Annotated in this window: 13 protein-coding genes and 1 pseudogene; 6 read left to right on the forward strand and 8 right to left on the reverse strand. The window is 69.8% G+C overall.

Annotation, left to right across the window (positions count from 1 at the left end):
- Positions 1-30 precede the first annotated feature (30 nt).
- Together OHA88_RS07745 and OHA88_RS07750 are read left to right on the forward strand one after the other, a co-directional pair.
- Positions 31-390 (forward strand): rhodanese-like domain-containing protein, encoded by a 360-nt coding sequence (locus OHA88_RS07745; protein ID WP_328629616.1) that lies wholly within the window; start codon positions 31-33, stop codon positions 388-390.
- Positions 387-1,169, forward strand: a complete 783-nt coding sequence (locus OHA88_RS07750) for a sulfite exporter TauE/SafE family protein (protein ID WP_328624818.1) — start codon at positions 387-389, stop codon at positions 1,167-1,169. Before OHA88_RS07745 ends, OHA88_RS07750 begins: the two co-directional genes overlap by 4 nt.
- Before the next feature lie 38 nt (positions 1,170-1,207).
- Here the strand turns inward: OHA88_RS07750 and OHA88_RS07755 are convergent, their stop codons facing one another.
- A complete protein-coding gene (locus tag OHA88_RS07755; protein WP_030976068.1) occupies positions 1,208-1,486 on the reverse strand; it encodes a metal-sensitive transcriptional regulator in 279 nt (92 codons plus the stop codon).
- 77 nt (positions 1,487-1,563) lie between these two features.
- Between OHA88_RS07755 and OHA88_RS07760 the strand changes: the two genes are divergently transcribed.
- On the forward strand, positions 1,564-2,136 hold the full coding sequence (locus tag OHA88_RS07760; protein ID WP_326815635.1) for a rhodanese-like domain-containing protein: 573 nt from the start codon (positions 1,564-1,566) through the stop codon (positions 2,134-2,136).
- 76 nt (positions 2,137-2,212) lie between these two features.
- Here OHA88_RS07760 and OHA88_RS07765 read toward each other — a convergent pair whose 3' ends face one another.
- Positions 2,213-3,508, reverse strand: a complete 1,296-nt coding sequence (locus OHA88_RS07765; RefSeq protein WP_328624819.1) for an alpha/beta fold hydrolase — start codon at positions 3,506-3,508, stop codon at positions 2,213-2,215.
- Between the two features lie 106 nt (positions 3,509-3,614).
- Between OHA88_RS07765 and OHA88_RS07770 the strand changes: the two genes are divergently transcribed.
- The gene (locus tag OHA88_RS07770; protein ID WP_328624820.1) at positions 3,615-4,778 is read left to right on the forward strand and encodes a betaine/proline/choline family ABC transporter ATP-binding protein; all 1,164 of its coding nucleotides are present in this window, start codon (positions 3,615-3,617) and stop codon (positions 4,776-4,778) included.
- A gap of 176 nt (positions 4,779-4,954) precedes the next feature.
- Here the strand turns inward: OHA88_RS07770 and OHA88_RS07775 are convergent, their stop codons facing one another.
- From OHA88_RS07775 to OHA88_RS07795, 5 genes are read right to left on the reverse strand one after another with little or no spacing between them, the layout of a single operon-like run.
- On the reverse strand, positions 4,955-6,418 hold the full coding sequence (locus tag OHA88_RS07775; protein ID WP_328624821.1) for an NAD(P)/FAD-dependent oxidoreductase: 1,464 nt from the start codon (positions 6,416-6,418) through the stop codon (positions 4,955-4,957).
- Complete coding sequence (locus OHA88_RS07780; RefSeq protein WP_328624822.1) at positions 6,418-6,708, reverse strand: (2Fe-2S)-binding protein; 291 nt, start codon at positions 6,706-6,708, stop codon at positions 6,418-6,420. Before OHA88_RS07780 ends, OHA88_RS07775 begins: the two co-directional genes overlap by 1 nt.
- Positions 6,705-7,907: an NAD(P)/FAD-dependent oxidoreductase gene (locus tag OHA88_RS07785; protein WP_328624823.1), complete on the reverse strand. Its 1,203-nt coding sequence runs from the start codon at positions 7,905-7,907 to the stop codon at positions 6,705-6,707. The genes OHA88_RS07780 and OHA88_RS07785 overlap by 4 nt, the downstream gene beginning before the upstream one ends.
- Positions 7,900-8,838 carry a dihydrodipicolinate synthase family protein gene (locus OHA88_RS07790; RefSeq protein ID WP_328624824.1) on the reverse strand — a complete coding sequence of 313 codons (939 nt, stop codon included), beginning with the start codon at positions 8,836-8,838 and terminating at the stop codon, positions 7,900-7,902. Before OHA88_RS07790 ends, OHA88_RS07785 begins: the two co-directional genes overlap by 8 nt.
- A 50-nt stretch (positions 8,839-8,888) precedes the next feature.
- Positions 8,889-10,364, reverse strand: coding sequence for a Na+/H+ antiporter NhaC family protein (locus OHA88_RS07795; protein ID WP_328624825.1), 1,476 nt, complete (start codon positions 10,362-10,364; stop codon positions 8,889-8,891).
- A gap of 179 nt (positions 10,365-10,543) precedes the next feature.
- On the opposite strand from OHA88_RS07795, the gene OHA88_RS07800 reads away from it, so the two are divergent.
- Both OHA88_RS07800 and OHA88_RS07805 read left to right on the forward strand, forming a co-directional pair.
- Positions 10,544-11,077: a helix-turn-helix domain-containing protein gene (locus OHA88_RS07800; protein WP_313941770.1), complete on the forward strand. Its 534-nt coding sequence runs from the start codon at positions 10,544-10,546 to the stop codon at positions 11,075-11,077.
- Positions 11,078-11,382: 305 nt separating this feature from the next.
- On the forward strand, positions 11,383-12,021 hold the full coding sequence (locus OHA88_RS07805; protein ID WP_328624826.1) for a LysE family translocator: 639 nt from the start codon (positions 11,383-11,385) through the stop codon (positions 12,019-12,021).
- 30 nt (positions 12,022-12,051) lie between these two features.
- Here OHA88_RS07805 and OHA88_RS07810 read toward each other — a convergent pair.
- Positions 12,052-12,270, reverse strand: a pseudogene (locus OHA88_RS07810) (IS5/IS1182 family transposase); the annotation flags it as partial.
- Positions 12,271-12,295 lie beyond the last annotated feature (25 nt).

Below are 12,295 nucleotides of genomic sequence, written 5' to 3' on the forward strand. Positions count from 1 at the left end.
CTCCTGGAGCACCTCCCCATGCCTTCCCTGATGTCCCTCTTCCGGCGCGGCCCGGGCCGCGTCACCCCGGCCGAGGCCCGTCGGCGGACCGCCGATGGTGCGGCGGTCCTGCTCGACGTACGCGAAACCTCCGAATGGAACGCCGGACGCGCTCCGGACGCCGTCCATCTGCCGCTCTCCCGGCTGGCCGCCGGGCAGGCTCTGCCCGCTTCGGCCTCGGGCCGCCCGGTGGTGGTCATCTGCCGTTCCGGCCACCGTTCCCGGCAGGCCGCCCGCATCCTCGCCGGACGCGGCACCGACGCCGTCGACGTCACCGGGGGCATGACCGCCTGGGCGGCCGAGGGGTTGCCCGTGCGGAACCGTCACGGAGCGGCGGGCACCGTCGCATGACCACCCTGATCCTGGCCCTGGTCGCCGGTGCGGTGGTCGGTCTGGCACTGGGCGGGCTGGGTGGCGGCGGCAGTGTCCTCGCCGTTCCCGCACTGATCTATCTGCTCGGCTTCACCCCGGCCGCGGCCACCACCGCCGCTCTGCTCATCGTCATCGTGACCTCCCTGACGGGGCTGGTGGCGCATGCCAGGGACGGTCACGTCCGCTGGCGAACCGGCGGACTCTTCGCGATGGCGGGGATCGTGCCGGCAGCGGTGTCCGGGGCACTGTCGGTCCGGATTCCGGCGGGTGTGCTCACGGCGGCGTTCGCGGTGCTCGCGGTCGTGGCCGCGGTGCGGATGATCCGGCCGCGGGCGCCTGCGCGGTGCGAGGCGACTTCGGCCGAGGAGTACGCCCCGGACCCCGCCGACCGTACGGACGCCGGGCGGGCCGTGCGCGCCGGGGCCGGCCTCGGCTCCGTGACCGGGTTCCTCGGGGTCGGCGGCGGATTTCTCGCCGTGCCCGCGCTGGTCACGCTCCTCGCCGTTCCCATGACGGCAGCGGTCGGTACCAGCCTGCTCGTCATCACGGTGAACTCCACGGCCGCCCTGGCCACCCGGCTCACCACCCCCACCTCGCTGGACTGGGCGGTGATCGCCCCGTTCACGGCGGCGGCGGTCCTGGGGGCCTGGGACGGCAAGCGTCTCGCCACCAAGGTGTCCACTGCCGCACTCCAGCGGATCTTCGGCGCAGCACTGATCGCCGTTGCGCTCTTCATGCTGGTCGATACCGTGGTCTGAGCGACGTCACGCCGTCGACAGCAAATCGGGATCCGGGCTCAGGCGAGCGAGAGGAACAGCTTCTCCAGCCGGGCGCGCATCTGGTTCCGGTCGGCCGGTTCGGCGGTGTCGTCGGCCATGCAGTGCTGAAGGCCCGTCGCGATGATCGCGAAACCCGCCCGGTCGAGCGCGCGCGAAACGGCTGCCATTTGCGTGATGACGTCCTCGCAGTCCCGGCCTTCCTCGATCATCCTGATGATCGCGGCAAGCTGGCCCTGAGCGCGGCGAAGGCGATTGAGGACCGATTTCAGTTCGTCGGCCGCCATGTCAAGTTCCACACATCCTCCTTCGAATACCCCAAGGGGTATTCTAGCCTGTCCGGGGTACGCCCCGGCGACGAAAGGAAGCATCCCTCGTGACCAGCCCCGCCTCCCTCTCCCCCACCCAGGCCGCAGCCCGGATCGGCGAATTCACCGTCATCGACGTGCGCGCCCCGGGCGAGTACGCCTCCGGGCACGTGCCGGGCGCGCTGAACATCCCGCTGGACCGTCTCGACGAGGCGCTGCCCGCCCTGAAGGCGGCGTCGGCCCGCGGCTCCCTGCTCGTGGTGTGCGCCTCCGGTGTCCGTTCCACCCGGGCCTGTGACGTTCTCTCCGCGGCGGACATCGACGCCGTCACACTCTCCGGCGGCACGTCGGCATGGGAGGGCGAGGGCCACGGCCTGGACCGCCCCGCCGGCGCCCGGGCCACCTGGCCGATGGAGCGTCAGGTCCGGTTCGCCGCCGGTTCGCTCGTGGTGGCCGGTCTGCTCGCGGGCCGGCGCTTCCCTGCCGCACGCTGGCTGTCGGCGGGCGTCGGCTCCGGTCTGGTCTTCTCCGCGGTGACCAACACCTGCGGGATGGCCGCCGTTCTCTCGAAGCTGCCGCACAACCGGGCGCCGCGCTCGGCGGCGGACTTCGACGCCACGCTGGACGCACTGCAGAGCTGAAGCGGTACGGAAGTGCCCGTACGGCAGGAGCCGGTCACGCCACCCGCGTGACCGGCTCCTGCCGTGAGCAGGCAGGTCAGACGTCGTCCCGGACCAGGGCCAGCAGCCGGTCCAGCACCTGCGGTCCCCCGGCGCGCAGACCGTCGTGCTCGAACTCGTTCGTCACCCAGGTGCGCAGTCCGCGGATCGACGCGGCGGTGCGCAGCGCGTGTTCCGTGTCGACGTACATGTCGTCGTGGTAGACGGCCGCGGCGACCGGCACCTGATTGGCGGAGAGGCGCTCGGGGTCGTACAGCTCGGGCCAGTCGGTACGGGAGGCGAGCAGTTCGGCGGTCTCGCGCAGCGGGCGCAGCGCCGGGTCGACCTCGAAGTGCCAGGGGTGGATGGTCTCGCCGGTGAGGAGCACCGGCCCGTCGCCCGCCAGAGCGGTGGCGACGTCGAACTGCGGAAATTCGGCGCGGACCCGCTCGGCGGCCCAGTCGGTGGGCTGCTTGCCCTGGCCGTAGATCGCCTCGTGCATCAGGGCGTACAGGGGGTGGCCCGCGAACGAGTTGGCGGTGCGCATGGCTTCCTGGAACGTGTCGGAGAGCTCAATGCCCAGCGGTGTGCGGACGAAGGCGTTCTCCAGCAGGTAGTGCAGCTGATGGCTGCCGTTGCCGCCGCCCAGCATGATGCCCAGGGACTGGAACCCCTCGGGCGTGAGGCGGTGTCCGGCGCTCTCCGGGCGGTGCTCCGCAAGGTACGCGGCGATCTCGCGGACGCGCTCGACGTCCTGCGGGTAGCGGGCGTAGTGGGCGGCGACCTTGCGCTCGATCCGTGGGTACGCGGCGCGGTACACGTCGTCCGCGTGGGCATCGAGCGAGGGCAGCCCGCCGGTGATCAGGACAGCCTTGAGCCCCTCGGGGGCGGCCGACAGGTATCGGACCGCGCAGAAGCCACCGAACGACTGTCCGAGCACGGTCCACGGGGCGCCGCCGGTCAGCTGCGGCCGGATCAGCTCGCAGTCGCGCACGATGTTGTCGGACCGGAAGTGGGCGAGATAGTCGGCCTGCTCGCGCGGGCCGCCGCGCAGCGGCAGCGTCTGCCGGTTGGCGGGGGTGGAAAGGCCGGTGCCGCGCTGGTCGAGGAGCAGCACGCGGAACTCCTCCACCGCCCGCCCCAGCCAGGCCTCTGTACCGACGAAACGACGGGCCCCGAAGCCGGGTCCGCCCTCCAGATAGACCAGCCACGGCAGCTCTTCGTCGGCCTTGCCGCGGGCGACGGCTTCCCGGCCGAAGAGCTCGATCTGCTCACCGCCCGGATCGGTGTGATCGAGAGGAACCGTGAAATGACGGTCGGAGAGAACGACGCCGGGCTGCCGGTAACTGCTCAAGAGATGCTCCTGGATCAGATGTTTCACAGACAGTTCAGCACACGGCGGTGACTCGGACAGTCCCGGCCCGTGTGCGCCGTGCACGGGGCGCTCCTAGCGTGCAGTCATGATCCGGTTCGAGCAGGTCAGCAAGGTCTATCCGGACGGCACGACCGCGGTCGACGGACTGTCCTTCGAGGTGGGCGAAGGGGAGCTCGTCACGCTGGTCGGACCGTCCGGCTGCGGCAAGACGACCACGATGATGATGGTGAACCGGCTGATCGAGCCGACCTCGGGCAGGATCCTGGTCGACGGCGAGGACATCGCACAGATCGACCCGGTGAAGCTGCGCCGCCGGATCGGCTATGTCATCCAGCAGGTCGGGCTCTTCCCGCACCGGACAATCCTCGACAACACGGCGACCGTCCCCTCGTTGGTCGGCTGGAAGCGGGCGAAGGCGCGGGAGCGGGCGGCCGAGCTGCTGGATCTCGTGGGACTGGACCCGAAGACGTACGGGTCCCGCTACCCCGCCCAGCTCTCCGGCGGCCAGCGCCAACGGGTGGGCGTCGCACGGGCGCTGGCCGCCGATCCGCCGGTTCTGCTGATGGACGAACCGTTCGGCGCGGTCGACCCCGTGGTGCGCGAGCGGCTGCAGAACGAGTTCCTGAGCCTGCAGACGACGGTCAGGAAGACGGTCCTGATGGTGACCCATGACATCGAGGAGGCGGTCCGGATGGGCGACCGGATCGCGGTGTACGGGGAGGGGCGCATCGAGCAGTTCGACAGCCCCGCAGCCGTGCTCGGCACGCCGGCGACTCCGTACGTGGCCCGGTTCGTGGGTGCGGACCGGGGGCTGAAGCGGCTGTCGGTCACCACGATCGAGCCGGACGACCTGGAGGAACCGCCGGTCGCGCGGCTCGACGAACCCGCCCGGACGGCGGCGGCCCGGCTGAACGACGTGGACGCCCGCTGGGCGGTCGTACTCAACGGCGCGGGCGAACTGCACGGCTGGGTGGCGGCGGACGCACTGCGGACCGCCGGGGCACACGGCACGGTCGGGGACCTGGCCCGCCGGATGGACGCGTGGGTACCGGTCGGCGCCCCGCTGAAACAGGCATTCAGCGAGATGCTCCAGCAGGACGCCGGGTGGGTCGCGGTGCTGGACGGTGCCCGTTTCCTCGGCGTACTGACTCCGGCGAAGCTGCATGAGGCGCTGCGCCGGTCGGTGGACGCGGACGCGCGCGGGGTGGGGCGCGACGAGGTGCAGTTCGACTCGGTGGCGGACGCGTAGCAGGCCGGGCACTTCGCCCTGGAACGCCATCGCGAGACCATCACCCAGTACATCCACGACTTCCTCGGCCGCGTCCTCGTCTGACGCGGCGCCAAAGGGTTGTCCCGTGATCCCTGGTGGGTCGGCGCGCGGCGTCAGAGATCAGCTGGAGATGTCCAACGGCCGTGGCATACCGGTCACGAACGAAGAGGATCCGATCCGTCCGATGCGGATTGCTCGGCAGCCGAGTCGAGGCCTCGGAGGTCCCCGACAGGCACAGGTTTGACCGGCAGGTGCGCGGAGAAGCGTCCGCCGAGCCCGATCGGCTGCTCGCGCGCCGATGCAAGGATCGTACCGACGCTGCTCTCGCAGTAGCGTCCCTGGCAGGGGCCCATGCCTGTGCGGCAGGAGAGCTTGACGGCGTTGACGTCGCTGACGAACGGTGACGATGCGAGGAAGTCGTCGACTGTGCCGCGTGTGACCAATTCGCATCGGCAGATGGTGGTTTCTCGCAGCGCCAGATCTCCGAGTGCCTCGCGGACCGGTTCGAACATGCGTTGCACCACGGTGGAGAATCGTGTCGCTTTACGGATGTCACGTTCTGCTTCGGCGAACGCCGCGGGGGGCACGGCGCGGCCGAGGTCGGCGGCGATCCCGAGACCCGCGAGCGCGCCCTCGGCGCGGGACCGGTCGGCGCCGGCGACGCCCGTGGGCTCGCCGGCGACGAACACTCCAGGGACGGATGTCTGCCGTCGTTCGTCGTGTGCGACCACCCAGCCGCCCCGTGGCGAGTCGAATGCGAGCTCGCATCCGATCTGGCGGGCGAGCTCCGTCGACGCGGAGAAGCCGTACCCGAGCACGAGATGCGATGCAGCGACCTCGCGGGGCGCGCCCGTCACCTCCCACCGCCGGTCGACCCGGGCGAGCTCGACACGGGAGACGCGTTCCGTGCCGTGGGCGGCCGTCACGATGGTCCGGGGCGAGACTCGGACGCCCTTGCGCACCAGCCGCGCCAGGATCGCGCCCGTCTCTGCGAGCATCCGCAGATGACCGGGTACGGCGCCGAGGGCGCGGAGCATGTCCATCGGCGTCGGGATGCTCTGCGCGAACGCGACCTCGCGTACCGGGACGCCGTCGCGGACGAGCAGGTCGGCCACGAGCAGCAGCAGCGGATGCGCCCCGGCCAGCACGACGTCGCCGACGGGTGCGATCTTCTGTGCCTTGACGAGGGTCTGGACACCGCCGGCAGTCATGACGCCGGGCAGCGTCCAGCCGGGGAAGGCGACGGGGAGGTCGTAGGCGCCGGTGGCGATCAGCAGCCGCCGCGCGCCGATCATGCGAGTGCCGTGTTCCGGGTGGTTGATCGCCACGCACAGACCGTCCGGCTCTGCGTCGTCGTGCAGCACACCGATCGCCGACCAGCCGAACTCCGTCGTCAGTCGCGGGTCTTCCTCGAACCGCTGGATGAGCTCGGTGGCCCAGTGGTAGCCGGCGGTGGGGTGCAGGATGCTTCCGGTGAAGGCCTCGGGCGGCTGACGGAAGATCTGCCCGCCCGCCCGCTGCTGCTCGTCGATGACGACGACCGTCAGACCCTGGTCGGCTGCGGTGAGAGCCGCCGACATGCCCGCCGGACCTGCGCCGATGATCGCGACATCGAACATCACAGCCTCCCTGACGTCTCGATGACCATGCCCTCGCGCGCCGGGACCAGGCAGGTGCGGGTCAGCGGCCGTCCGTCGACGGTGGCGACGCACTCGAAGCACGTCCCCATGTTGCACAGCGGCGCCCGGGGTGCCCCGGTGCGGTCTCGTTCGAACGCGGCCCCTTCGGCGAGCATGGCGGTGGCCACCGTCTCGCCCGAACAGGCTCGAACCGGGTCGCCGTCCACGCCGATCGTCACGGCGTCGCCGCGCTCCTGCGCGGTGCGACGCCAGGCAGTGTCTGTGGTCATGAGGTGCTCCTTTCCGCAAAGCGGGCCGGGTCGTACGGTGCGAGGTCGATATCGGGTGAGCGCCCGGCGATGAGGCCGGTCAGCACCCGTGCGAAGCTCGGCCCGAGGGTGAACGCCGATCCGCCGGTGGCGACGAACACCCCGGGCGCGCCCTTGACCGCGCCGACGAGCGGGAGCTGGTCGGGTGCCACCGTGGTTGCGCCGACCCAGCTGCGCACGGCGGGTACCCGTTCCAGCGCGGGAACGGTGTTCACGGCCGCACGCGCGTTGCCGGCGATCGACTGCGGGATCAGCTGGTGCTTGCGGTCGAACGCCGGGGCGCCGTGCGCGTCCCTCATCAGACGTGCCGGCCACCCGCCGCCGATGAGGACCGTACTGTCGAGCGACTGCTTGAGCGACAGGCGCGCGCCTGCGTGCTGAACGAGGTGCGGGATGAGCTTGGGGATCTTCGAGGTCACGGTCATCGTGAGGGCGAGGGGGACAGTGGGGAGCTCGGAGTCGAAGATCCGCCCGAGCTCGGTCGTCCACACGCCGGCGGCAAGCACGACTGCGGCGGTCCGGACAGTGCGGGCCCGTTCGTCGCCCGCGCGGCCCGTCTCCCGGAGGGTGACTTCCCATCCGGTCGGCACGCGATGCGCGCCGACCAGGCGGGAGCGTGTGCGCACGCTCGCCCCGGCCGCGACGGCCGCGCGGCCGACCGCGGGAGCGGCGATGCGGGCGTCCGCCTTTCCTTCCAGCGCGCTGAGGTTGGCTGCGAGGATGTTCCGTGAGAGGTACGGTGCGACGGCGTCGAGCTCGGTGCGATCCAGCGTGCGCACATCGAGGCCCCAGGAGCGTTCCAGCTCCGCCTTGAACTCAAGCATCCTGACCTGGTCGGTGTTCTCGGCGACCATGAGCCCGCCCGTCTGGCGCACGCCGAGGGGCTCTCCGATCTCGTCCTCCATGCGTGCCCACATCGCGGCGGCGTCGAGGTGCAGCGGCATCGCCTCCGCGGCGACGCGCGCGGCCCCCTCGCCTGCCTCGACCATCCGGTATTCGAGCTGGAAGTGCAGGCTCCCGGCGTTCTGGCCCGAGGCGTGCTGGTTCACCTGATCCTTGTCGACCAGGAGCACGTGCGCACCGTCGCGGGCGGCCATCCACGCCGTGAGGCAGCCGAGCAGCCCGCCGCCGACGACAACCAGGTCGTACCGCTCAGTCATCGGCGAGGGGGTGCGTGTCGATGCCGAGCTCGTGCAGGGTCGCCTCGACGCGGGCGACCTCGTCCGGTGTGAGCTCAAGGAGCGGCGCCCGCACGAATCCCGCGGGGATGCCACGCAGCCGCAGCGCGGTCTTGATGATCGCCTGCTGGTTGCCGAACTGCACGCCGTAGTCGGGACGAAACCACGCGTCCATGTACACACGGTCCTTCTTGCCCAGTTGGACCGCGCGCTCCCGGTCCCCGGCGTCGACGGCGTTCCAGAAGTCGGCCTGGTCGCGGCCGAGGATCCCGCCCGTTCCCATCAGGCCGTCGCCGTGGCCGAGGATCGCAAGGTCGGCGCCGAGCGCGTTGGTGGGCAGGCCGAAGTACCGCACCTCGCCCTCCAGCGCGTACATCCCGGCGAGGAAGCTCGCGAAGTCTCCCGTCGAGTTCTTGATCGCGACGACGTTCTCGATCTGCGCGAGCTCGGTCAGCAGTTCCACGTCCATGTCCACGACGCAGCCGCGCGGCCAGTTGTACACGGTCATCGGGATGTCGGTGGCATCGCTGACCGCCCGGTAGAACGCGACGATCTCCTTCCCGTTGGGCACGATGTAGGGCGGCGGAGTGAGGAGGATGCCGGCGAGGCCTGCCGCCTCCGCCGCGCGGGCGTGGGCAATTGCCTCCTGCGGGGTGAACGCATTGCAGGCGCCGAGGACCGGGAAGGCGCCGCTCTGGTGCTCGGCGCCCGCCGCGAACAGTTCCGCGCGTTCCTTCGCGGACAGGGAGAACCACTCGCCGCTGGTGCCGGCCAGGATCGCGCCCTGGATGCCCTCGTCGACGAGCCAGGCGACCTGCACGTGCAACGCGTCGATGTCGAGCGAGCCCTCGCGGGTGAACGGTGTGGTGATTGCGGGGATGTAGCCGCGCCAGTTGACTGTGTTGCGATCCATGCGTGCTCCAGTTGCCGTCGTCCGGTGGTGTTCTTGCTGGGGTGTGCCGGTCAGACCGCGGCGGGCGTGCGCTCGGGTCGCTTCAGTTCGACGCCGTCCGGGCCCTCGAAACGGCGGCCCCAACCGGTCGCGGCCGCCACGACCAGGACGACGGTGAGGACGAGCGGGTAGAGCATCGCGATGAAGATCTCCGTCGTGGCCAGGGCGGGAACGCCCTTGAACCCGGTCGTGAGCTGCGCGCCGATGAACAGATAGGCGCTGAGAACGGGGACGATGGCGGCGATCCCCATCGCGAAGCAGTCCATGACGACCGCCCGGCGGTACGGGTGCAGGCCGACGCGGGCGCCGATCTTGTCGGCGACCGGGCCGAATGTGAGCATCGCGGCCGAGTTCACGCCGCCGAACAGCAGCGTGGTGACCGAGATCCCGATGCCGATCGCGAACTCCGCACCGCGCGGGGTGCGGGACAGCCGGCTTCCGGTGAGGGCGCCCACGAGCCAGTCGAGGATGCCCGCGTCCGTGAGTACGCCCATGATGCCGAACACGGCCACCACCAGAGCGATCACGCTGAGCATGTCGCCGACGCCTGAGATCAGGAATCCGGTCGGAGCCCCGTCGCGGACGCCGATGACGCCCTCAGGGGTCAGCAGGCCCGAGGCGAGGCCGGTGACGATCCCGGTCGCCAGCCCGATCGTGACCGCCTTGAAGATGTCGCGGGTGAGCAGCGCCACGGTGAGCATGAGCGCGACGGGGATGAGCATCACGAGGGCGAGCGGGTTGGCGGCCTGCTCCAGCAGTTCCTGCGAGTGTGCAGAATCGCTCGAGCGGCCCGACGACCCCAGCACGAAGAACCCGACGGCCGCGAGGGCCGCAGCGGTGAAGGCGAAGCGAGCGCGGTTGCGCACGACTCCGGCGATATCGGCGGTGCCGGTCTTGCGGCGGAACGCCTGCGTCGACGACGAGATGACGGTCGTGTCGGAGATCGGGGCGACGTTGTCTCCGAAGATCGCGCCGGAGATGACCGCGGCGGCGAGGAACGCCGGCTCGGCGCCGAGGAACACGCCGGCCGGGTAGAAGATCGGAAACGCTGTGAACATCGTCCCTATGGACGACGCCGTCGACATCGAGATGATGCACACCGCGACGAACGTGAACAGTGTGAAGGTGCCGCCGTCGACGCCGAGGAACTCGGCGAGCCACACGAACCCGCCGGAGACGTTGGTCTCCTTGATCAGGGCGGACATCAGACCCACGCAGAACAGGATCATCACGATCGTGACCGCGGTGGACGATCCGATCCCCCTGGTCACGGCGGACCAGTACGCCGAATACGGCGTGGCGAACAGCGCGCCGACGAGCAGCGCGACGACACCTCCCGCGGCGAGGGCGGTCATGTCGAACGTCTTGAACACGACGAAGAAGACGACGCAGAAACCGAGGAACACGGCGACCGGCAAAAATGCCAGTGCCTTTCCTCCGCGGAAGACCAGATGGTTGTCGGCGCTCATTGGCGGTGGACTCTCCATGACGTTGAGGGTAACGCAAGGGCGTGTACTTATTTACACAAGTACACAAAAGTGCACGACGCCGTGGCTGTCAACCGGTGACCCTTCGGCAGTAGCGTGCCGAAGCTTCCCAGGGACCACGCACCTCGGGTGCACAAGAGTGCACAAGGGTGCACGGCTCAGATAGGCTGACCACCGTGATGGGAGACCAGCTACGCGCGCTACGGACGGAGGCGGGGCTCAGCCTGCGCGATCTCGCGGCGCAGACCGGCCTGTCAGCGACCCTGCTCAGCCAGGTGGAGCGAGGCATCCGCGAGCCGAGCCTCAAGACCCTCCGGGCCTTGAGCACGGTGTTCGGCCTGTCGGCCGCCTCGCTGTTCCATGAGCAAGCCCCGCTCACGGCTCACCACAGCCGACCCGACGAGCGTTCCCGACTGCTCATGCCGAAGGGCCTCGTGCAGTACGAACGCCTGACGCCGAGCAACGGCCAGCTCGAAGTCCTGCTCGGCAAGCTCGAACCGGGCCATGCCTCCAGCGACGAGCCGTGGAGCCATGTCGCGGTCGAATGCGCCTACGTCATCAGCGGCACGGTCACGGTACACGTCGCCGATCAGCGTTTCGACGTGCAGGCGGGCGAGGCGCTGACCTTCGACGCCACACGGCCTCACCGCTACAGCAACAACGGTAGCGAGATGGCGACCTACCTGGCGTCGGTGACACCACCCACGCCCTAGACCCGGACTTCGCGGGTCGTTGATTCGTATGGTGTGACCGGTCGGGGGTGTCCTCGGGCCGGGTGTGGCATTGGGTGGGGTGTGTCGAAGACTTCCCGGTCCCCGCGGCCACGGTCTCAGCGTCAGCACTTTGAAGTAGCGGTGACGTCCGTGGTGGAGAAACGTCTGGGCGCTCTGCCTGTCGTTTCCGACTTCACTCGTCGGCTGGATCTAGGGCCTGTCTCTTTGGAGTGGAAGCTGACCAGCTCAAGATCCGCCGGACCTGCTGGCGAAGCAGGCGGTCTGGCGGGATAGGCTGGCATTCCATGGCAATAAGCTCCGCCCTGTGGTCCTTCGCCCTAGTTGTAGGGCTTCTCACTCTGACTCCCGGACTCGATACGGCGCTGATCTTGCGCACGTCGGCCCTTGGCCGGCGCACGAGAGCCTGGGGCGTCGTCCTCGGAATCCAGACCGGCACCCTGGTGTGGGGTGCGTTCACCTCCCTCGGAGTGACCGCGCTTCTCACGGCCTCCCACCTCGCCTACACCGCGTTGCGCTGGATCGGCGCCGCATACCTGATCTGGATGGGAGCCCGCATGCTCCGGGACACCTTCCGGGGACTGCCCACGCCAGACACGGACGATTCCCTTCTGGCCGCCGGCGCGGACTCGGTCAGCGGCGGCTGGCGGCAGGGAACGCTCACCAACCTCCTGAACCCGAAAATGGGCGCCTTCTACGTCGCCGTCCTGCCTCAGTTCATCCCCCCAGGCACCGGCCACTTCACCATGGGCCTCCTGCTCACCACGGTGCACATCCTCATCGGTCTGCTCTGGTCCGCCGTACTCATCGGGTTCGCTCGCGTCCTGCACGGCTGGCTCCGCAAGCCCCAGGCCCGCCGCCTGCTCGACCGGATCACCGGCACCGTGATCGGCATCTTCGGTATCAGGCTGGCACTCAGCAACTGACGATCCGACTGTCAGGGTCCAGCGACCTGCTCAGCACCGGACCCAGATCAAGATGGACGCGACGTGGAGTGCAGCCTGGTAGGCGATGGCGAGTTTCTCCGTCCGTAGGGCGAGGCCGCGCCACTGCTTGAGTCGGGCGATGCACCGCTCGACGCCATTGCGCTCCTTGCATTTCTCGGCGTCAAAGCCGGGCGGGCGGCCTCGCCGCAGACGGTGACCGATCTGGTCGGCGGGCTGCGGGATGACGGCGGTATGACATTCGGCGGCCGCCACC

It is taken from the genome of Streptomyces sp. NBC_00353 (genome assembly GCF_036108815.1).
Lineage (GTDB): Bacteria > Actinomycetota > Actinomycetes > Streptomycetales > Streptomycetaceae > Streptomyces.

Excerpts from the sequence above, each read along its gene's own strand:
- OHA88_RS07775 (WP_328624821.1), bottom strand. The coding sequence starts at position 6,418 with ATGTTCGATGTCGCGATCATCGGCGCAGGTCCGGCGGGCATGTCGGCG.
- OHA88_RS07790 (WP_328624824.1), bottom strand. The coding sequence starts at position 8,838 with ATGGATCGCAACACAGTCAACTGGCGCGGCTACATCCCCGCAATCACC.
- OHA88_RS07795 (WP_328624825.1), bottom strand. The coding sequence starts at position 10,364 with ATGGAGAGTCCACCGCCAATGAGCGCCGACAACCATCTGGTCTTCCGC.
- OHA88_RS07805 (WP_328624826.1), top strand. The coding sequence starts at position 11,383 with ATGGCAATAAGCTCCGCCCTGTGGTCCTTCGCCCTAGTTGTAGGGCTT.
- OHA88_RS07800 (WP_313941770.1), top strand. The coding sequence starts at position 10,544 with ATGGGAGACCAGCTACGCGCGCTACGGACGGAGGCGGGGCTCAGCCTG.
- OHA88_RS07780 (WP_328624822.1), bottom strand. The coding sequence starts at position 6,708 with ATGACCACAGACACTGCCTGGCGTCGCACCGCGCAGGAGCGCGGCGAC.
- OHA88_RS07785 (WP_328624823.1), bottom strand. The coding sequence starts at position 7,907 with ATGACTGAGCGGTACGACCTGGTTGTCGTCGGCGGCGGGCTGCTCGGC.
- OHA88_RS07750 (WP_328624818.1), top strand. The coding sequence starts at position 387 with ATGACCACCCTGATCCTGGCCCTGGTCGCCGGTGCGGTGGTCGGTCTG.
- OHA88_RS07745 (WP_328629616.1), top strand. The coding sequence starts at position 31 with ATGTCCCTCTTCCGGCGCGGCCCGGGCCGCGTCACCCCGGCCGAGGCC.
- OHA88_RS07770 (WP_328624820.1), top strand. The coding sequence starts at position 3,615 with ATGATCCGGTTCGAGCAGGTCAGCAAGGTCTATCCGGACGGCACGACC.